Origin of the sequence: Comamonas testosteroni (genome assembly GCF_014076415.1) — a bacterium.
Taxonomy (GTDB): domain Bacteria; phylum Pseudomonadota; class Gammaproteobacteria; order Burkholderiales; family Burkholderiaceae_C; genus Comamonas; species Comamonas testosteroni_F.
The window spans coordinates 4,845,184-4,862,885 of record NZ_CP043568.1 but is presented as its reverse complement, the minus strand read 5'-3'; the positions used below and the strand labels follow the sequence as shown (position 1 = coordinate 4,862,885).

Sequence of the window (17,702 nt, the reverse complement as noted above, 5' to 3'; positions counted from 1 at the left end):
TTGAGTGTGATCATGGCGAATACTGGTGGTTTGTGCAATGTGAGCGAACAAAGTTCTACACATTCGGTGCCGTTGCTATTTCTTCACCAGGCCCATCAGGAAGGTGATGACGGCCATGACCAGGAAGACAAAAAACAGGATCTTGGCAATGCCTACGGCGCTGGCCGCGATACCGCCGAAACCGAAAACTGCAGCGATCAAGGCAATCACCAGAAAGACAATGGCGTAGTGCAACATGGTTTTCTCCTTTCGAATGCAGGCCGACAGGCATTGCCGTGTGGCCATGTATTGACTGTAGAGAACTGAGCAGCCCGTGCCTGACGGTGAGCTTCTGTCACCAGGGTCGGGGTATTTAGGGACAGTCATGTAGGACTGCGCTGACCTGTCCACCCGGTTCAGGTGTTTGCCATTGTCAAAGGAATGACTGCCGAGATAGTGGTTCCCTTGCCGGGCTGGGATGCCACGGTAAGCCTGCCGCCGACAGCTTCAACGCGGTGCTTCATGCCTGCCAGCCCATGGGAGTTGGGGCGCATGCTGGCCGTCTCGAAGCCTTGGCCATCGTCCTGGATCTGCACCGCCACATAGGTGGGATAGTTGTGCACCGTGACGATGACATGGCTGGCCCTGGCGTATTTCCCGATGTTGGTGAGCGACTCCTGCACGACGCGATAGACCGTCAGCTGCGTGGATTCAGGCAGGTCCACCTGCTCCAGGCTGCATTCCACCTCGATGTTGCTGCGTTCACCGAACTCCCGGGTCAGGATTTCCAGCGCGGTGGTCAGGCCCAGGTTGGAGAGAGAAGAGGGGCGCAGGTCCTCAATGATGCGGCGTTTGAGTGCAATCCCGCTGTTGAGCGTCTCGATCAGATGGGTGATGCGTTCGGAGACGTCGGGTGTCGAGGTGTCGATCTTGGACTTGAGGCGCGCAACGTCCAGCTTCGCTGCGGTCAGCAGCGAGCCCAGTTCGTCGTGCAACTCGCGTGCCAGGTGCGCCCGCTCATCCTCGCGTACCTGCTGCAAATGGGTTGCCAGCTCGGTGAGGGCCGCTGTGCGGTCGCGAACCACCTCCTCCAGACGATTGCGTTCATCGCGCTGAATCTCCTGTTCGCGCTGATGTGAATGCTGCAGCGCATTCGCCTGTCGCAGATACATGAAGAAGCCCAGAATCCCCAGGGCGGTCACTGTCGCAATTCCCAGGCGTGACAGACCCAGCGTCTGTTCGATATCCGCGAGATTGGACCTGACGCGCTGGTCGATGCTGTCCATCAGGGTCTTGATGTGGCCCCGTATGGCATCCATGTTTTCCATGCCTACGTCGGTAAACATCACAAAGCGCCATGCTTCATCGTTGCCCTGGCGATAGAGGCGCAGGCTCAGCTCCATTTCGCTGGTCTTGCGCTCGACCTGGCGGGCCAGCGGAGTAAAGGTTGCCAGCTCTTTGGGATCCATGATGAAGATGCCGCGCAGGTCATCCATGCTGCTGCTGATAGCGGCGGAGGCGGAGTTATAGGGCTCGAGATAGCGCTCCTCTCCTGTCAGCAGGTAGCCGCGCAGGCCGGTTTCCGCATCCAGCATTTGCTGCATCAGCAAATTGAGCTTTGCTCTGGTGGCTTGCGTCTTGGTGAGCGTGTCCAGAGCATGCAACGAGCGCTTATAGCCTGCCTCATTAATGCTTACCATTAAGACTGCCGCAATGACTGCGATCGTCAGGCTGACTGCAATTTTGCGGATATTGGTCCAACGCATCTACATCCTCTCACCTACAAGGCAATTACCTGATATTCTGCATAACGGTAGCGTCAACGACTGACATCATAGTGCGGGTCTTAAAATGTGATGCGCCCTGGAGATGAGCGCAGTTTCATGAAAAGAGGTGTTCATGATAAAAGTAGGCATAGTGGATGACCATGCGATTGTTCGCTCGGGATTACGCCAATTCCTGTCGGAACATGTAGATCTGAGGGTCGTGGGAGAAGCGGGCAATGGGCGGGAGGCCATTGACTTGGTTCGGGAACATGAAATTGACGTGCTGCTGATGGACTTGTCCATGCCGGGGCAAAGCGGCATAGATGCCTTGGCCATGCTCAGAGCCAAGGCACCTGACATGGGTATCCTGATACTAAGTGGATACCCTGAGGAACATTACGCAATCAACTTGATTCGTCAGGGGGCCAGCGGATATCTCAACAAGGAGTGCGATCCTCAGGATATTGCAGAGGCCATCCGGACCGTGGCTCTGGGAAGGCGTTACCTGACGCCGGCGGTCGCAGATCTCCTGGCCCAGCAACTCAACCGCAAGGATGATGTTCCGGCACACGAGCAATTGTCGGAGCGTGAGTTTCAGGTATTTCTGAAGCTTGCGCGCGGCGAGACGGCTGGAGACATTGCCAAATCGCTTTCGTTGAGCGTGAAAACAGTGAGCACTTACCGGACAAGACTCATGGAAAAAATGGGGCTTTCCTCAAATAGCGATCTGACATACTATGCGCTGAAAAATAGATTGATCGATTAATGGATGTCCAAATAAAAATGGCTTGAGAGATTCAAGCCTTTTTTATTTTTCGTTATTTTCAAGATTTACTGGTATTTAAATAAATACAGAAATCGATAAGCGCATCGATTTCGTTGGATTTGTCAAATACGGCATCTGCGTTGAGCTCAAGGCAGCGCTGTCGTATATCTGCAGTCGCATAATTGCTCAACACGAGCAGCTTTTTCTGCTGTGGTCGATGCTGAAGGCTTGTGACAATGCCGAGACCGCTGCCCTCGCGCAAGAACAGATCCACGATGACCAAGTCCCAGGCGTCAGAGTTGTGGCTGAGCCAGCGTACTGCATCGGTTTCGGTCTCTGCCACCCCGACCGCTTCCACATCGGCAAGCTCCGCCATCGTCGCAATCAGGTTGTCGCGAATCGTGGGATTGTCTTCAACAAAAAAAGTACGCAGTTTCACGACGTTAGCAAGCTGATGAGGTGGACGCCAAGGATCAAGCGATGAGAGTCATTTCAATTCTCGATGTGGAAAATCAATTACGGCCCATGAGAAAATCATTGTATTGTCATTTTTTGTAATTTGTGTTTGTCATTCCGCAGATATCACAGGTTTTAACCCTAGCAATTTTCATCCTACTCCACTCCATGGAACGTGCATCAAGCATTTGAAGTTGTCCGACAGAAGATCGGCCAAAACCGACAATCAGCTTCAGTGCTTCTGCAGCTTGCTGGGTGCCTATCAGTCCAACCAGCGGTGCAAAGACGCCCATGGTTGAGCACTGAACCTCTTCGAATTCAGCCTCTGGCGGAAAGACGCATGCATAGCATGGGCTGTCGGGGTTGCGTGGATCAATGACCATCAGCTGGCCATCGACACGGATGGCCGCTCCTTCAACCAGGGGGATGCCGTGACGCACGCAAGCCGCATTGATGGCCTGGCGGGTCTTGTAGTTGTCGGTGCAGTCGAGCACGATGCTGGCCTCGGGCAGCAGTTCATCGAGCAGGGCTTCGGTTGCACGCTGCTGGATGCAGCGAATCTCGATCCCGGGATTGATGGCATGTACGGCAGTGCGGATCGATTCCACCTTGGGCATGCCTATGCGTTCGGTCGTGTGGGCAATCTGGCGCTGCAGATTGGTCATGTCCACGACGTCGTTGTCGACGATGGTGATGCGCCCCACACCTGCCGAGCCCAGATAGAGTGCGGCAGGCGAGCCCAAGCCGCCGGCTCCAATGATCACTGCATGCGCCGCCAGAATGCGCTCCTGGCCTTCGATGCCGATTTCGTCGAGCATGATGTGACGGGAATAGCGTAGCAATTGATCGTCATTCATCGGTTTGCTTCCATGGTTCCAAGAAAAAAGCCGGGCAAGCCCGGCTGATTTTGAGCGGGTTCCATAACCCGGTGCTTATTTTTTGCTCTTGTCGGATTCGCCTTTTTCGGGCGTTTTCTTGTCAGCGGGCTTTTTGTCTGCAGCCGTCGCGTCTCCGGGCTTCTCTTCGATTTTGCGCTCCGTCAGGGTTTTGCTGACCTTGACGGGCTGGCCCTTGAGCTTGTTCAGTGCCTGTTGCAGCTGGAAGTCCTTTTCAGACCCGAACTCCGGCAGGCGGCGTTCGGCGGCCGGCTTCTTGGCTTCCTCTTCCAGGCGTTTGCGCGCTTCCTCGCGGGCCTTTTCAAGTGAGTCGTTCTTGACCTCCGCGCCCTGTCCACTGGACAAATGCTTTTCAAGGTCTGCTTCACGCATGCTCAATGCAGCAAACAAGTCGCCGTCTGCAGTCTCATCCACCATCACATCGGGCACGATGCCCTTGGCCTGAATGGATTTTCCGCTAGGTGTGTAGTAGCGTGCCGTCGTCAGCTTGAGAGCCGTATCGGGCCCCAGAGGGCGCACGGTTTGGACCGATCCCTTGCCAAAGGACTGGCTGCCCATGACGGTGGCACGTTTGTGATCTTGCAGAGCTCCGGCCACGATTTCGCTGGCCGAGGCCGAGCCTTCGTTGACCAGCACCACCAGAGGCAGCTTTTTCAGTGCTGCAGGCAGGCGTTGCAAGGGGTCGCCAAAACCGCGCTGGGCGTAGAACTCGGGCGATGCCTTGTAGACGGCCTTGCTTTCCGCCAACTGGCCGTTGGTGGAGACCACGGGCACATCGGAGGGCAGGAAGGCCGCGGAGATGGCTACGGCCGCATCCAGCAAGCCGCCGGGATCATTGCGCAGGTCCAGCACCAGGCCCTTGAGATTGGGCTCCTGCTTGTAGATTTCCTCGACCTTGCGGACAAAGTCATCCACGGTGCGCTCCTGGAACTGGCTCAGGCGAATCCAGGCGTAACCGGGCTCGATCACCTTGCCCTTGACCGATTGGGTCTTGATTTCTTCGCGGGTGATGGTGACGGGGAAGCTACGGCTTTCATCCTTTCGCAGGATGTTCAGGCGCACCTTGGTATTCGGTTCGCCGCGCATGCGCTTGACAGCGTCATTGAGCGTCAGGCCCTTGACGGCCGTGTCGTCGATCTTGGTGATCAGGTCGCCGGTCTTGAGACCTGCGCGGAAAGCGGGCGAGCCTTCGATGGGGGAGACGATCTTGATCAGCCCGTCTTCCATGGTGATCTCGATGCCGACGCCAACGAACTTGCCGGAAGTGCCTTCCTTGAATTCTTTGTAGGTTTTCTTGTCGAAGTACTGGGAGTGAGGGTCCAGGCTGGAGACCATGCCGGAGATGGCGTCGGTGATCAGCTTCTTGTCGCTGACCTGCTCCACGTAATCGGTCTTGATCAGGCCGAAGACGGCCGACAACTGCTGGATTTCTTCAAGTGGCAGAGGCGTCACACCCCCGCGAGCCAGCGTCTGCAGGGATACGGTGGTCAACGCACCGGCGACCACGCCCACAGAGATCCAGCCTGCAATTTTGATTTTTTGACCCATAGCACCCCTTAAACCATTCGCAATATACACCTTGGACGGCGGAAGGCCCATGAGGTTCCACAGGCCTTTTGCCGTGTCAGCCCTGTTCAGACTGCGCAAGCGGCCTGAACAGGAACGGTGAAGAGGTCTCTTCAGGCCTTGCCCTGGGCTGCAACTGCCGCTGCTGCCTTGGCTGCGGCTTCGGCGTCGCCCAGGTAGTAGTGGCGGATGGGCTTGAGATCGGCGTCCAGTTCATAGACCAGAGGAATGCCGTTGGGCACGTTCACGCCCACGATCTGGTCGTCGGCGATGTTGTCCAGATACTTGATCAGGGCGCGGATGGAGTTGCCGTGTGCGGCCACAACCACCCGTTTTCCGGCCTTGATGGCGGGAGCGATGGACTCGTCCCAGAACGGCACAACGCGTGCAACCGTGTCCTTGAGGCACTCGGTCAGCGGGATCTGCTCGGGCTGCAGCTTGGCGTAGCGCACATCGCTGCGTTCGCTGCGGGGGTCGGTGGCTTCCAGGGCGGGAGGCGGCACATCGTAGCTGCGGCGCCAGACCAGCACTTGTTCGTCGCCATACTGCTTGGCCATATCGGCCTTGTTCAGACCCTGCAGACCGCCGTAGTGGCGTTCGTTGAGACGCCAGCTATGCACCACGGGCAGCCAGGTGCGGTCCATTTCATCCTGCACATGCCACAGGGTACGGATGGCGCGCTTGAGCACGCTGGTATAGGCCACATCGAAGTCATAGCCTTCTGCCTTGAGCAGTTGGCCGGCCTTCTTGGCCTGTTCGACGCCGGTGGCAGTCAGATCCACATCGGTCCAGCCGGTGAAGCGGTTTTCAAGGTTCCAGGTGGATTCACCGTGGCGGATCAGAACGAGCTTGTACATGGATTCTCTCAAAGTAGCAAAGCAGTAATGACACAAAGTCAAAACCGTGCATTTTAGGGGCAGGCCTTTGTCCGGGCTTGAGGCAAGGTAAGCCGGTCGGCCCCAGCGGTGGCCACCAAGCTATTCCTGTTGGGCCCTTCGGGGATTGTGCAGAGCACTCACTTGCGGCGTAGGGCATATAAACAGAGGGTTTGGGCTTGCGAGGGAAGGGGCCGTGGACCTCTGGCGCGATCCGTCGGCAAGCCTGCCTCTAAAATCGTTCGGTTTGCCATCCCAAGGAATGACGTGAAATTCATCATTGATAACTGGTATTTGATCCTGATTGCCGTGGCTTCGGGTGTGATGCTGCTGCTGCCCGCACTGCGCGGAGCGACAGGCGGTTCGCTGTCGGCAGCGGCTGCCGTGCACCTGATCAACCGTGAAAAAGCCGTGGTGCTGGACGTCTGCGAGCCTGAAGAGTTTGCAGCCGGCCATGTCAACGGAGCCAGGAACCTGCCCCTGAGCCAGTTGGAGGAAAAGCTGCCCACTACCGTCAAGAACAAGCAGCTGCCCGTGGTGCTGGTGTGCGCATCGGGCGCCCGTGCTGCGCGTGCCGAAGCCGTGGCCAAGAAGCTGGGTTACGAAAAGGCCCAGGCGCTGGCTGGCGGCATGAAGGCCTGGCGCGATGCCGGCCTGCCGGTTGAAAAAGCCTGATTCGGCCGCAACTGAGAACTCTGACGACTGCAGCACAGCATGCTGCATTGCAAAAACTACAAGGAAGTTGCTCATGCAAGCCGTGAAGATGTACACCACCGCCGTCTGCCCCTATTGCATTCGTGCCAAGCAGATTCTCAAGTCCAAGGGCGTGGAACAGATCGAGGAAGTGCGCATCGATTTCGATACTGCTGCCCGCGATCACATGATGCAGGTCACCGGCCGCCGCACCGTACCCCAGATCTTCATTGGCGATACCCATGTGGGCGGTTGCGACGATCTGATGGCGCTGGATGCCAAGGGCGGTCTGCTGCCCCTGCTGCAAAGCTGATTACTTGCCGTGCCACTGCCGCCAAACGGCATGAATTTGTGCTTTGTGCTGTTTGCTACGATGCAGCCTCCGGCTGTCACTGCATAATGCAAAGTGCTATTTCATGGAAATGCCTGCTGTGAGGATAGCTGCGTGCTAGTCCTCTGCGCAGGCATTTTCATTTCCCTCTCAAGATTTTCTGAAAGACCTAGCTCATCATGGCCGAACAAGACAACAGCCCCGTGTTCCAGATCCAGCGCGTGTATCTGAAGGATCTGTCGCTGGAGCAGCCCAACTCTCCCGCCATCCTGCTGGAGCAGGTGCAGCCCAGCGTGGACATCCAGCTGGGCGTGGAAGCCACTCCCGTGGCTGAAGGCGTGTACGAAGTGGCCGTGACCGCCACGGTTCAGACTAAGATTCAGGACAAGACCGTGTTCCTGGTCGAAGCCAAGCAAGCCGGCATCTTCGAAATCCGCAACGTGCCCGAAGACCAGATGGGTGGCGTGATCGGTATTGCCTGCCCCCAGATCATCTATCCCTATCTGCGCGGCAACGTGGCCGACGTGGTGACCCGCGCCGGCTTCCCTCCCGTGCACCTGGCCGAAATCAACTTCCAGGCCATGTACGAGCAGCAGCAAGCGGCTGCCGCAGCACAGGCCGAAGGCCAGCTGCCCCAGTAAGCTGATGGCAAATGCTGATTCCTGCGATGTGCAAGAATCGGCAGCCAGGCAAAAAGAGGCCCTAGCGGCCTCTTTTTCTTGTGGGTTGTGCGCAAACTGCTATCAAAATTCAGGTATGAAAATTCTTGTCATCGGCGCTGGCGCCTGGGGTACGGCCATGGCCATCAGTGCGGCCACCCATCCGGAGCAGGGCCGTGTCAGTCTCTGGGCGCGTGACCCGGCGCAGGCGCAGCTCATGCAGGCCGATCGTGCCAACAGCCGCTATCTGCCCGGCATCCATTTCCCGGATGCGCTCACGGTGGTCAGCGGCGATGTGATGGCCCATGTGGCGGATGCCGATCTGATTGTGCTGGGCACGCCCATGGCGGCGCTGCGCCAGTGGCTGAGCCAGCTCAAGGATTGCCGCCGGCCCGTGGTCTGGCTGTGCAAGGGCTTCGAGGCCGTGGCAGCCGATGCCCCTGCCGGCAGTTATGGACTGATGGCGCATGAAGTCTGCCAGCAGGTGGCGCCGCAGCTGCAAAGCGGTGCGCTCAGCGGCCCCAGCTTTGCGGCCGAGGTGGCGCGCCAGCAGCCTACGGCTCTGGTGGCCGCCAGCGCCCACGAAGGCGTGAGCGAGCTGCTGGTGTCGGCCTTTCACGGCGAGGCCATGCGCGTCTATGCCAATCAGGACATCGTGGGCGTGGAAGTGGGCGGAGCCGTCAAGAATGTGCTGGCCATTGCCACGGGTCTTTGCGACGGCCTGCAGCTGGGGCTGAACGCGCGTGCGGCCCTGGTCACGCGTGGCCTGGCCGAGATGACGCGCTTGGGCGTGGCGCTGGGTGCGCGCGCCGAGACCTTCATGGGCCTGTCCGGCCTCGGCGACCTGGTGCTGACCGCCACCGGCGATCTCTCGCGCAACCGCAAGGTGGGCCTGTTGCTGGCCGAAGGCAAGAGCCTGGAGCAGGCCGTGACTTCGCTGGGTCATGTGGCCGAGGGCGTGTACAGCGCCCGCACCGTGCTCGCCCGGGCACGCCAGGTCGGCGTGGAAATGCCCATCACCGAAACCGTGGTTGCCCTGCTGGACGGCCAGCTACCGGTCACCGAAGCCGTGCAGCACCTGATGGCACGCGATCCGCGTGGCGAATAAGTCCAAAAGAATGATAGCTTCAAGCGCTTGATATTTATAGATTTCAGGTGCTTTCGTATCTGAAATTCAATGGATACAAGCGGTAGCAGCTATTTTTTCTATGACGCTGGGCGGCGCTACTTTGTCTCCCTGATGCTGAGCCAGGCACTCGCTGCCCCGCACAGCGCAATGACGACCATGCCCAGCACGGCCCATTGGTCGGGGATATGGCCATAGACCAGCCAGCCTGCCAGCAGCGCGCAGGGAATCTGGCTGTAGAGAAACGGCGTGATGGTCGCGGGCCTGGCTTTTTCATAGGCCTTGAGCAGCATCAGGTGCCCGACTGCGCTGCCTGCGCCCATGGCAATCGCGGCCAGCCAGAGCGCGGCGCTGTCCGGCAACTGCCAGACCCAGGGCAGGGCCATGCAGCTCAGGCTCAGGGCCAGCAGGCTGGTGTAGATCTGCGTGGTCAGCGGGCGCTCCTTGCCCGCCATGCGGCTGCTCAGGATCTGATAGGCCGTGTTGGCCAGCAGCTGCAGCGCAGGCCAGACCAGAGCCCAGCCGCTGAACTGGTCGCCTCCCGGCCGCAGGATGACCAGCGTACCCGCAAAGCCCAGTGCCACCAGTACCCAGCGAAAGGGGCTGACCTGCTGACCCAGCCAGAGAGCGGCCAGCAAGGTCAGGGCCAGCGGCGTCAGCGCCACGATGGCCGTGAACTCCGCCAGCGGCAGATAGCGCAGACTGAGCATGGCCAGCGCATTGCTCAGGCAAAACAAGATGGCGCGCAGACACTGAAAGCCCGGGCGCCGGGTACGGAAAATCTCCAGCCCGTGTCTTGCCACGCCAAAGCCCACGGTCAGCACCGACTGCAGTGCATAGCGCAGCCATAGCGCCATCAGCAACGGCAGCAGGGCACCCGCATATTTGGAGCCCGTGTCGAGTATCGAAAAACAGGCGCAAGCCAGCACCGTGAAGCCGATGCCCGTCAGCGTATGGCGATGGACCGAGGAGGCGGAGTGCTGTGACATGAAAGAACTTGCCGGGCACTGCGCGGTGCCGAGAGAAAAGATTTCAGGTGATTTTGGCCTGAAGCCCCCGATGACTAAACGTTAGCTGCTATTGAATTCATGGCGTGAACTCAATCATGGGGCGTGACGCAAGAGAGAGAGACAGCAAGCAAGGGCCTAGCCGGCCGCGCCGCCCCGCAGCCAGGGCTGCCCCAGCGATGCTGTCGTCCCCCTCCCTTAGCGCGCAGCGCGTAGAGAGAGGGGCGCCCGGCGAGAGGGCGCCCGGCCAGGGGAAGCCGCGGGGCCGCCCAGGCAAGCGGCTCAGGGGGAGTTACAAACCAATCTCCAGAGCCAGCAGTTCTTCCACCGTCTGGCGACGGCGAATCAGCTGGGTCTGTGCGCCATCGACCAGTACTTCGGCGGCCAGCGGGCGGGTGTTGTAGTTGCTGGACATGGAGCTGCCGTAGGCGCCCGTGTCATGAATCACCAGCAGGTCGCCCACGCTGGCGCCGGCCAGCGAGCGCGGCAGCACCACGCCGCCGTCGCCCTGGGTGAAGACATCGCCCGATTCGCAAAGCGGGCCGGCCACCACGCTGTCCTGCGCGGGCAGGCTCTGGCCGTCGCGGCGCAGCACTTCCATGCCGTGGTAGCTGCCATACATGCTGGGGCGCATCAGCTCGTTGAAGCCGGTGTCCACCAGCACGAAGTGGTTGCTGCCCGCATTTTTGGTGGCGCGCACGGTGCCCAGCAGCACCCCGGACTCGGCCACCAGGAAGCGGCCGGGCTCCAGCTCCAGGCCCAGCTTGTGGCCGACGATGGCCTCGGCCTGCTGGCGCGCCGCATCCCACAGGCCGTGGTAATGGTTGGTATCGATGGTGTCATCGCCAGCACGATAGGGGATGGACAGGCCGCCGCCGGCCGAAATCGCATGCAGGTCCACGCCAGCCGCCTTGGTGCGCTCGACCAGCTTGACCATGGCGCCGCAGACTTCCTGCAGATGGCCGTAGTCCACGCCCGAGCCGATGTGCATATGCAGGCCGGCCAGCACCAGGCCGCCGGCCTTGATGGCGTCCAGCGCTGCCTCGAGTTCGCTGTGCCAGATGCCGTGCTTGCTGTGCTCGCCGCCGGTGTTGGTCTTGTTGCTGTGGCCGTGGCCGAAGCCGGGGTTGATGCGCAGCCAGACATGGTGGCCCCTGGACACGGCGGCCAGCTGGTGCAGCATGTCGATGGAGCCCGCATTCACGGGAACCTTGTGCTCCACCACGGTGGCCAGCGTGGCCTCGTCCATCACGTCGGCTGTGAAGACGATATCGGCAGGTTCGCCGAAGCCGGGCGTAAAGCCCGCCGCCAGCGCGCGCAGGACTTCGCCGCGCGAGACCGCATCCACCTTCACGCCCTGCTCGCGCATGAGCTTGAGGATGTGAATGTTGGAGCAGGCCTTCTGGGCAAAGCGCACGGTGTCGAAAGCCTTGAGCTGGGCAATGCGCTCGCGGATGGTGGCGGCGTCATAAACCCACAGCGGCGTGCCGTACTGGTTGGCCAGGTTCCAGAGCTGTGCGGGAGAGAAGGGGTTTGCCATGGGCGGTCTCTTGAAAGGGAATAGTTCAGCGCATCATGCATGCGGCTGTCTATTCAGTCCAATAGCTTGATTTATGAAGATTATTCAATATTGATATGCTTTGAGCATGACTGATTCAGAAGCTTCTCAGCGCATCACCCATCGCCATATCGAGGTGTTCCGTGCCGTCATGACGGCCGGCAGCGTCACAGGTGCGGCACAACTGCTCTATACCTCCCAACCCACGGTCAGCCGCGAGCTGGCGCGCATGGAGCAACTGCTGGGCTATGCACTGTTCGAACGCGTGCAGGGCCGTCTGCGCGCCAATGCGCGGGCCTTGCTGCTCTGGGACGAGGTGCGGCGCAGCTGGCAGGGCCTGGAGCGCGTGATCGACCGCGCCGTGGAGCTGGGGCGCCCGCAGGGCGCGAGCATCAGCGTGCTGTGCCTGCCGGCACTCAGCCACGCCTTGCTGCCGGGAGCGCTGGCGCGTCTGCAGGTCAGTCATGGCGCCGTGGCCGTGAGCGTGAGCACCCAGGAGGCACCGCTGCTGCAGGAATGGATGGCGGCCCAGCGCTTCGATCTGGGCCTGTCCGAGCTGGCCGAGGCGCCGCCGGGCACGCGCAGCCAGCCCTTGCCGGCCATGGACGAGGTAGCCGTGCTGCCTGCCGACCATGCGCTGGCGCAGAAGGCGCTGCTGAGTGAGCGGGACTTTGAGGGCGAATCCTTCATCAGCCTGGCGCGCGACGACCCCTACCGGGCCCAGATCGATGCGGTGTTCGCCCGTGCCGGCGTACAGCGCCGGCTGAGCCTGGAGACCGCCAGCGCCGTTGCCGTCTGCGCCATGGTCCAGCATGGCCTGGGTCTGGCCATCGTCAACCCGCTGACTGCGCGGGCCTGCGCCGGCCCGCAGCTGGTGGTGCGGCCGCTGGCGTTCTCGATAGCGTTCCAGGTGCATATGCTGCTGCCGCTGCACCGGCCTGCCGATGCGGGCCTGCCCTGGCTGACGGCGGCACTGGAGCAGGAGGCACTCAGCCTGCTTGGGCACAGGCGCTGAATTCGGCGATAGGGCTTTCGCAGGTGAGCTTGCGCAAACTTCTATGTTGCAGTGCACAATAAAACGCCTGAATGCAAGGAGTTACACATGCCTGAATCCGCCATCCCCCACCGCACTGCCAGCGAACTGCTGGACATCAGCATGGCCGTGCCTCAGGTCATCAACCACCGGCTCACGCGCATGGCCCTCAGCGGTCCGGTGCTCTCTGCGCGCGACCAGAAGGAGTTCACGCGCATGGTGGTGGAAAAGCAGGTCGCCTTCAGCCAGGCCTGGCTGACCATGGGGGCCGAAATGTTCAAGGTGCAGCAGCAGCTGTGTCTGGCCTGGATGCGCAACCCCTGGACCATGAGCCAGAAGCTGCCCGTGGCGGCCGACAAGGTGGCGGCCAGAAGCCTGGCGCCGATTCGCCGCAAGGCCGTGGCCAATGCCAAGCGCCTGTCGCAGACCAGCCTGAAATAAGCGGCCACCAGCCGCCAAACCTAGACCCTGATGCGTTCTATCAGTCGTTGACTGGCCTCGTCCAGCCCCGTCAGCTCCACGCGGCAGCCATGCTGGCGCAGGCGCTCCATCACCTTGTCCAGCGCGCCCACGGCGGTGATGTCCCAGAAATGCGCGCCACTTACATCGATGCGGGCCTGCCTGCCGGCCGCGGCACGCACGTCGAAGGCTTCGATCAGCGCATCGGCCGAGGCAAAAAACACCTGGCCGCTCACCGTCCAGGTATAGAGATCGCCGGTCTCGTCCAGGCTGCCCCGGACCTGCAGCATATGGGCCACCTTGAAGGTGAAGAACACGCCCGAGAGCAGCACGCCTGCCACCACGCCGGCGGCCAGATTGTGGGTGGCGATGGTGATGACCACCGTCACCAGCATCACCGAGCTGGACAGACGCGGGTGGCGCACCAGATTGCCCAGCGACTTCCAGTCGAAGGTCGAGACCGACACCATGACCATGATGGCCACCAGAGCAATCACCGGTACCCGCGACACCCAGGGCTTGAGGGCGACCATGAGAATCAGCAGAAACACCCCGGCAAACAGGGTGGACAGACGACCGCGGCCGCCGTATTTCACGTTGCCAACCGCCTGGCCGATCATGCCGCAGCCCGCAATGCCGCCGAACAGGCTGGCCGAGACATTGGCCAGGCCCAGGCCCGTGCATTCGCGGCTCTTGTTGCTGGGCGTGCCCGTCAGGTCGTCCACCACGGCGGCTGTGAGCACCGACTCCAGCAGACCCACCATGGCAATCGCCAGGGCTGGCAGGGCGATGATGCGTAGCGTCTCCAGGCTCGCGGGGATTTCGGGCAGTGCAAACAGCGGCAGGCTGTCCGGCAGATGGCCCAGATCGGCCACGGTCTTGAGGGGCAGGCCCATGAAGCTGGCGAGCAGCGTCAGCACTAGCACGCAGATCAGTGGTGAGGGAATGGCGCCCAGCGCCTTGAGCTGCAGTCTCTGTCCCAGCCAGGGCAGGCCGTAGATCAGGGCCAGGCCCAGGGCCAGCATGGCCCAGGTGGCGGTGTTGGCTCCGTGCAGATGCGGCAACTGGGCTGAAAAGATCAGAATGGCCAGCGCGTTGACAAAACCCGTGCGCACCGAGCTGGAGACAAAGCGCACCAGGCTGCCCATCTTGCACAGGCCGAAGATGATCTGCATGGCACCCGCCAGCAAGCCTGCGGCCAGCAGATATGGCAGACCATGCGATGCGACCAGCGGAGCCGCCACCAGGGCCACCGAGCCGGCCGCTGCCGAGACCATGGCCGGACGTGCGCCGAACACGGCAATCACGATGCTGATGATGAAGGAGGCATACAGCCCCACGGCCGGGTCCACACCCGCGACAAAGGAAAAGGCAATGACCTCGGGAATCAGCGCAAACGTGGCGACGGCGCCGGCCAGCAGCTCACGCGGCACGCTGGGCGCCCATTCGGCGCGCCATCGGCTCAGGGAAAAATGGGGATTCATATCGCAGCAGCAAGTGATGCGCCGCCTGTGCAGAGCAGGCAGCGCCGGTGGGCGATATTAAGCAGTGCCCAGGACTTTTGCTGCGCAAGGGTCAGGCCGGGCGCTTGAAGCACACCATCTTGGGCCTGAAGCGCTGCAGCACCTCGCCGCGCTGGTTTTTGGTGTGGGAGAGGACACGCACCAGGGCCCGGTTGGGTTTGGACTGGGAAGGAATGATCTCCACAATTTCCGACTCGACCTGCAGCACATCACCAGGGCGTGTGGGCTGGGGCCAGGCCAGCTCTTCCATGCCGCCGCCGATCACGCCGTCGGCCAGGGGAATGCTTTGCGTCACCAGCAGCATGCTGATGGAGGCCGTATGCCAGCCGCTGGCGGCCAGGCCCTGGAAGAAGGTATGCTTGGCGGCTTCGGGGTCGAGGTGAAAGACCTGGGGATCGAACTGCCTGGCATAGGCAATGATTTGCGCCTCATCCAGCGGGTAGCCCTCGCTGACGAACTTCTGGCCTACGTACAGATCATCCAGATACAGTTTCTCGCTCATTGGCGTCCTCTTTCATGGCGGTGTATAGGGTGCTCGACAGTATGCGCGGCGGCGGCACTGGCTGCTGTTGCCAAGGTGCCATAGCGCTATGCTTGGACGCATGAATTTCGAGCTTGAAGATTCCGAGATCGCGGCAATCAGCCTGCAGAACGGCGCGTTGCAGATCCGCTTTTCCGCTGCCCGTGTGCTTGACGGTGAACGAGCCGGGGCCGGCGAGGGCCTGTGGCAGCCGTTGCTATTGATATGCAGGCGCATCGCGCATACTGACAAAGCTTCGGAGGCGGATTTGACCCTGGTCCTGGCCGCCGCAGGCCGTGTTCGGCAAGCGCAGCTGCATATCGCCGGGCAGCGGCTGCGCGGTCTGCCTCTGCCTTTTGCCAGCGATGCGGATTTTGTGCTGGAGCTGGAAATGGGCGACGGCCTGTTCTGCCGGCTCAAGGGGCAGGGGCTTGCGCTGCAGGCCCTGCCCAGCCAGTCGCCGGTGGACTCCTACCAGTGCTGATGGCGCTCCTCGCCTTTGCATTGTTCTTGATACTGGGCACTGGCGCGGCCTGAATCAGAGGCGCCGGGCAAGGGCCGGCTGCCCTTGCCGTACAGCGCCAAGAGGGATGCGCAATCCTAGAACTCCAGGTTGTCTATGAGCCGGGTGCTGCCCAGGCGCGCCGCGCCCAGGGCCACCAGTTCGCCGCCACGCGCATCGGCCGGTGTCTGCAGATCGCTGCGCTGGCGCACGCTCAGATAGTCGGGCTCCCAGCCCTTGGCGCGCAGCGCGGCCATGGCCTGCGCTTCGAGATCGGCCAGATTGCCGCCCCGGCGCGCGGCATCTGCCAGGGCCTTGAGCGCCTCGGACAGCGCCATGGCCTGCACACGCTGTTCATCGCTGAGGTAGCTGTTGCGTGAGCTCAGGGCCAGGCCGCTGTCGGCGCGCGCCGTGGCGCAGCCGATGATCTCTATGGGCAGGGCGAACTGCTGCACCATGCGGCGGATCACCATCAGCTGCTGATAGTCCTTCTGCCCGAAAACGGCCGTGCCGCCGCCAGTGGTGGCAAACACGGCCTGGAACAGCTTCATGACCACGGTGCAGACGCCGGTGAAGAAACCGGGGCGGAAGTGGCCTTCCAGAATGTCGGCCAGCTGCGCATCAGGCTGGATCTTGAAGGTCTGCGGCTCGGGGTAGAGGTCTTTCTCCCTGGGGGCGAAGACGATGTCGCAGCCTTCAGCTTGCAGCTTGGCGCAGTCGGCATCGAAGGTACGCGGGTAGCTGTCGAAGTCTTCGTGAGGCAGAAACTGCAGGCGGTTCACGAAGATGCTGGCCACGGTCACATCGCCATGCTGGCGGGCGTGGCGCACCAGGGAGAGATGGCCCTCGTGCAGATTGCCCATGGTGGGCACGAAAGCAGGGCGGCCGCGACCGGCCAGTGCGGCGCGCAGGTCGGCGATGGTGTGAACGATTTGCATGACTCAAACAGTGGGGGAAAACAAAAACAAAAGCCCGGGCTCACCAGGCGTGCAGGGCATTGTCGGGGAAGCTGCCATTCTTGACGGACTGCACATAGGCTTCCATGGCGCCCTTGACGCTGCCGGCATCGGCCATGAAGTTGTGCACGAACCTGGCCATCTTGCCCAGGTTCACGCCCAGCATGTCGTGCAGCACCAGAACCTGGCCGGCCGTGCCATTGCCCGCGCCAATGCCTATGGTGTGGCACAGCGGCAGCTCCTCGGTCAGCTGGGCGGACAGGGCTGCGGGCACCATCTCCAGCACCAGCATGGAGGCCCCTGCGTCCTGAAGCTCCAGCGCATGCTGGCGCAGCGTAGCGGCGGCCTCTTCGTCCTTGCCCTGGACGCGGTAGCCGCCCAGTGCATGCACGGTCTGCGGCGTCAGTCCCAGGTGGGCGCACACGGGCACGCCGCGATCGACGAGAAAGCGCACGGTGGGCGCGGTCCAGCCACCGCCTTCGAGCTTGACCATATGGGCGCCGGCCTGCATCAGCTGGCAGGCGCTGCGCATGGCCTGCTCGGGACTTTCGGCATAGCTGCCGTAGGGCATGTCGGCAATCACCCAGGCCGTGGCCTGGGCGCGGTGCAGGCCTCGCGTGACGCTGGCCGTGTGATAGGCCATATCCTGAAGCGTCACGCCTACGGTGCTGTGCAGGCCCTGGCAGACCATGCCCAGCGAGTCGCCGACCAGGATGCACTCCACCCCGGCCGCGTCGGCCACCGCGGCAAACGTGGCGTCATAGGCCGTCAGCATGGTGATTTTTTCACCGGCCGCGCGCATCTGAGCCAGGCGCGGCAGGCTGACGGGGCGGCGCTGGGGCTGGGGAGAAGAGGGGGGGATGGTTCCGTAAGGCGTGCCGGTAGCGGTCATGGGGTGTCTCCTGGTCTTGTCTATGGCTGGGCCCCGCAGAAAAGCCTGCAGGCAAATTTGCCCGCGAGTCTATGCGATGCTGCGCTGCAGCGCCACGTTGAAAAAGGGTATGGCTGCTGTCAGCCACCTTAATATGCTG

Annotated in this window: 20 protein-coding genes; 8 read left to right on the top strand and 12 right to left on the bottom strand. The window is 61.6% G+C overall.

Features of this window, described 5'->3' with window-relative positions; all coding sequences use genetic code 11:
* Positions 1 to 75: 75 nt before the first annotated feature.
* Positions 76 to 237, bottom strand: a complete 162-nt coding sequence (locus F0P97_RS22430) for a DUF1328 domain-containing protein (protein ID WP_003051882.1) — start codon at positions 235 to 237, stop codon at positions 76 to 78.
* Between the two features lie 158 nt (positions 238 to 395).
* A complete protein-coding gene (locus F0P97_RS22425) occupies positions 396 to 1,745 on the bottom strand; it encodes a CHASE3 domain-containing protein (RefSeq protein WP_182284362.1) in 1,350 nt (449 codons plus the stop codon).
* 133 nt (positions 1,746 to 1,878) lie between these two features.
* On the opposite strand from F0P97_RS22425, the gene F0P97_RS22420 reads away from it, so the two are divergent.
* On the top strand, positions 1,879 to 2,511 hold the full coding sequence (locus tag F0P97_RS22420) for a response regulator transcription factor (protein ID WP_003051886.1): 633 nt from the start codon (positions 1,879 to 1,881) through the stop codon (positions 2,509 to 2,511).
* 58 nt (positions 2,512 to 2,569) lie between these two features.
* On the opposite strand, the gene F0P97_RS22415 is transcribed toward F0P97_RS22420, so the two are convergent.
* The 4 genes from F0P97_RS22415 to gpmA form a co-directional block, all read right to left on the bottom strand.
* Entirely contained in the window at positions 2,570 to 2,950 is a 381-nt protein-coding gene (locus tag F0P97_RS22415; RefSeq protein WP_182284360.1) for a response regulator, read from the bottom strand.
* Positions 2,951 to 3,056: 106 nt separating this feature from the next.
* A complete protein-coding gene (locus tag F0P97_RS22410) occupies positions 3,057 to 3,824 on the bottom strand; it encodes a HesA/MoeB/ThiF family protein (RefSeq protein WP_182284358.1) in 768 nt (255 codons plus the stop codon).
* A gap of 75 nt (positions 3,825 to 3,899) precedes the next feature.
* Positions 3,900 to 5,411 (bottom strand): S41 family peptidase, encoded by a 1,512-nt coding sequence (locus tag F0P97_RS22405; RefSeq protein ID WP_182284356.1) that lies wholly within the window; start codon positions 5,409 to 5,411, stop codon positions 3,900 to 3,902.
* A gap of 131 nt (positions 5,412 to 5,542) precedes the next feature.
* Entirely contained in the window at positions 5,543 to 6,286 is a 744-nt protein-coding gene (gpmA, locus tag F0P97_RS22400; RefSeq protein WP_003066733.1) for a 2,3-diphosphoglycerate-dependent phosphoglycerate mutase, read from the bottom strand.
* Between the two features lie 285 nt (positions 6,287 to 6,571).
* Between gpmA and F0P97_RS22395 the strand changes: the two genes are divergently transcribed.
* From F0P97_RS22395 to F0P97_RS22380, 4 genes are all read left to right on the top strand, one after another.
* Positions 6,572 to 6,979, top strand: coding sequence for a rhodanese-like domain-containing protein (locus F0P97_RS22395; protein ID WP_087080738.1), 408 nt, complete (start codon positions 6,572 to 6,574; stop codon positions 6,977 to 6,979).
* Positions 6,980 to 7,052: 73 nt separating this feature from the next.
* Entirely contained in the window at positions 7,053 to 7,310 is a 258-nt protein-coding gene (gene grxC, locus F0P97_RS22390; RefSeq protein WP_087080739.1) for a glutaredoxin 3, read from the top strand.
* Positions 7,311 to 7,507: 197 nt separating this feature from the next.
* Entirely contained in the window at positions 7,508 to 7,969 is a 462-nt protein-coding gene (gene secB / locus F0P97_RS22385; protein ID WP_182284355.1) for a protein-export chaperone SecB, read from the top strand.
* Between the two features lie 115 nt (positions 7,970 to 8,084).
* On the top strand, positions 8,085 to 9,095 hold the full coding sequence (locus tag F0P97_RS22380) for an NAD(P)H-dependent glycerol-3-phosphate dehydrogenase (RefSeq protein ID WP_182284352.1): 1,011 nt from the start codon (positions 8,085 to 8,087) through the stop codon (positions 9,093 to 9,095).
* 116 nt (positions 9,096 to 9,211) lie between these two features.
* On the opposite strand, the gene F0P97_RS22375 is transcribed toward F0P97_RS22380, so the two are convergent.
* Both F0P97_RS22375 and lysA read right to left on the bottom strand, forming a co-directional pair.
* Positions 9,212 to 10,102 carry a DMT family transporter gene (locus F0P97_RS22375; RefSeq protein WP_182284350.1) on the bottom strand — a complete coding sequence of 297 codons (891 nt, stop codon included), beginning with the start codon at positions 10,100 to 10,102 and terminating at the stop codon, positions 9,212 to 9,214.
* A gap of 310 nt (positions 10,103 to 10,412) precedes the next feature.
* A complete protein-coding gene (gene lysA, locus F0P97_RS22370) occupies positions 10,413 to 11,660 on the bottom strand; it encodes a diaminopimelate decarboxylase (RefSeq protein ID WP_182284348.1) in 1,248 nt (415 codons plus the stop codon).
* A 106-nt stretch (positions 11,661 to 11,766) separates the two neighbouring features.
* On the opposite strand from lysA, the gene F0P97_RS22365 reads away from it, so the two are divergent.
* Together F0P97_RS22365 and F0P97_RS22360 are read left to right on the top strand one after the other, a co-directional pair.
* Positions 11,767 to 12,693, top strand: coding sequence for a LysR family transcriptional regulator (locus F0P97_RS22365; RefSeq protein WP_182284346.1), 927 nt, complete (start codon positions 11,767 to 11,769; stop codon positions 12,691 to 12,693).
* An 87-nt stretch (positions 12,694 to 12,780) separates the two neighbouring features.
* Positions 12,781 to 13,152, top strand: coding sequence for a polyhydroxyalkanoate granule-associated phasin (locus F0P97_RS22360; RefSeq protein WP_003066750.1), 372 nt, complete (start codon positions 12,781 to 12,783; stop codon positions 13,150 to 13,152).
* Positions 13,153 to 13,172: 20 nt separating this feature from the next.
* Here the strand turns inward: F0P97_RS22360 and F0P97_RS22355 are convergent, their stop codons facing one another.
* Complete coding sequence (locus tag F0P97_RS22355; RefSeq protein WP_182284344.1) at positions 13,173 to 14,654, bottom strand: SulP family inorganic anion transporter; 1,482 nt, start codon at positions 14,652 to 14,654, stop codon at positions 13,173 to 13,175.
* A 91-nt stretch (positions 14,655 to 14,745) separates the two neighbouring features.
* Positions 14,746 to 15,195, bottom strand: coding sequence for a MaoC family dehydratase (locus tag F0P97_RS22350; RefSeq protein WP_012839648.1), 450 nt, complete (start codon positions 15,193 to 15,195; stop codon positions 14,746 to 14,748).
* Positions 15,196 to 15,295: 100 nt separating this feature from the next.
* Between F0P97_RS22350 and F0P97_RS22345 the strand changes: the two genes are divergently transcribed.
* Positions 15,296 to 15,697 (top strand): hypothetical protein, encoded by a 402-nt coding sequence (locus F0P97_RS22345; RefSeq protein ID WP_182284342.1) that lies wholly within the window; start codon positions 15,296 to 15,298, stop codon positions 15,695 to 15,697.
* A gap of 116 nt (positions 15,698 to 15,813) precedes the next feature.
* On the opposite strand, the gene panC is transcribed toward F0P97_RS22345, so the two are convergent.
* On the bottom strand, positions 15,814 to 16,653 hold the full coding sequence (gene panC, locus F0P97_RS22340) for a pantoate--beta-alanine ligase (protein WP_182284340.1): 840 nt from the start codon (positions 16,651 to 16,653) through the stop codon (positions 15,814 to 15,816).
* A 40-nt stretch (positions 16,654 to 16,693) separates the two neighbouring features.
* The gene (gene panB, locus F0P97_RS22335; protein WP_182284338.1) at positions 16,694 to 17,563 is read right to left on the bottom strand and encodes a 3-methyl-2-oxobutanoate hydroxymethyltransferase; all 870 of its coding nucleotides are present in this window, start codon (positions 17,561 to 17,563) and stop codon (positions 16,694 to 16,696) included.
* Between the last annotated feature and the right edge of the window lie 139 nt (positions 17,564 to 17,702).

Bases quoted from the DNA above. Each gene is read 5' to 3' on its own strand.
- F0P97_RS22430 (WP_003051882.1), bottom strand. From the start codon at position 237: ATGTTGCACTACGCCATTGTCTTTCTGGTGATTGCCTTGATCGCTGCA.
- F0P97_RS22425 (WP_182284362.1), bottom strand. From the start codon at position 1,745: ATGCGTTGGACCAATATCCGCAAAATTGCAGTCAGCCTGACGATCGCA.
- F0P97_RS22420 (WP_003051886.1), top strand. From the start codon at position 1,879: ATGATAAAAGTAGGCATAGTGGATGACCATGCGATTGTTCGCTCGGGA.
- F0P97_RS22410 (WP_182284358.1), bottom strand. From the start codon at position 3,824: ATGAATGACGATCAATTGCTACGCTATTCCCGTCACATCATGCTCGAC.
- F0P97_RS22405 (WP_182284356.1), bottom strand. From the start codon at position 5,411: ATGGGTCAAAAAATCAAAATTGCAGGCTGGATCTCTGTGGGCGTGGTC.
- gpmA (WP_003066733.1), bottom strand. From the start codon at position 6,286: ATGTACAAGCTCGTTCTGATCCGCCACGGTGAATCCACCTGGAACCTT.
- grxC (WP_087080739.1), top strand. From the start codon at position 7,053: ATGCAAGCCGTGAAGATGTACACCACCGCCGTCTGCCCCTATTGCATT.
- secB (WP_182284355.1), top strand. From the start codon at position 7,508: ATGGCCGAACAAGACAACAGCCCCGTGTTCCAGATCCAGCGCGTGTAT.
- F0P97_RS22380 (WP_182284352.1), top strand. From the start codon at position 8,085: ATGAAAATTCTTGTCATCGGCGCTGGCGCCTGGGGTACGGCCATGGCC.
- F0P97_RS22375 (WP_182284350.1), bottom strand. From the start codon at position 10,102: ATGTCACAGCACTCCGCCTCCTCGGTCCATCGCCATACGCTGACGGGC.
- lysA (WP_182284348.1), bottom strand. From the start codon at position 11,660: ATGGCAAACCCCTTCTCTCCCGCACAGCTCTGGAACCTGGCCAACCAG.
- F0P97_RS22365 (WP_182284346.1), top strand. From the start codon at position 11,767: ATGACTGATTCAGAAGCTTCTCAGCGCATCACCCATCGCCATATCGAG.
- F0P97_RS22360 (WP_003066750.1), top strand. From the start codon at position 12,781: ATGCCTGAATCCGCCATCCCCCACCGCACTGCCAGCGAACTGCTGGAC.
- F0P97_RS22355 (WP_182284344.1), bottom strand. From the start codon at position 14,654: ATGAATCCCCATTTTTCCCTGAGCCGATGGCGCGCCGAATGGGCGCCC.
- F0P97_RS22350 (WP_012839648.1), bottom strand. From the start codon at position 15,195: ATGAGCGAGAAACTGTATCTGGATGATCTGTACGTAGGCCAGAAGTTC.
- F0P97_RS22345 (WP_182284342.1), top strand. From the start codon at position 15,296: ATGAATTTCGAGCTTGAAGATTCCGAGATCGCGGCAATCAGCCTGCAG.
- panC (WP_182284340.1), bottom strand. From the start codon at position 16,653: ATGCAAATCGTTCACACCATCGCCGACCTGCGCGCCGCACTGGCCGGT.
- panB (WP_182284338.1), bottom strand. From the start codon at position 17,563: ATGACCGCTACCGGCACGCCTTACGGAACCATCCCCCCCTCTTCTCCC.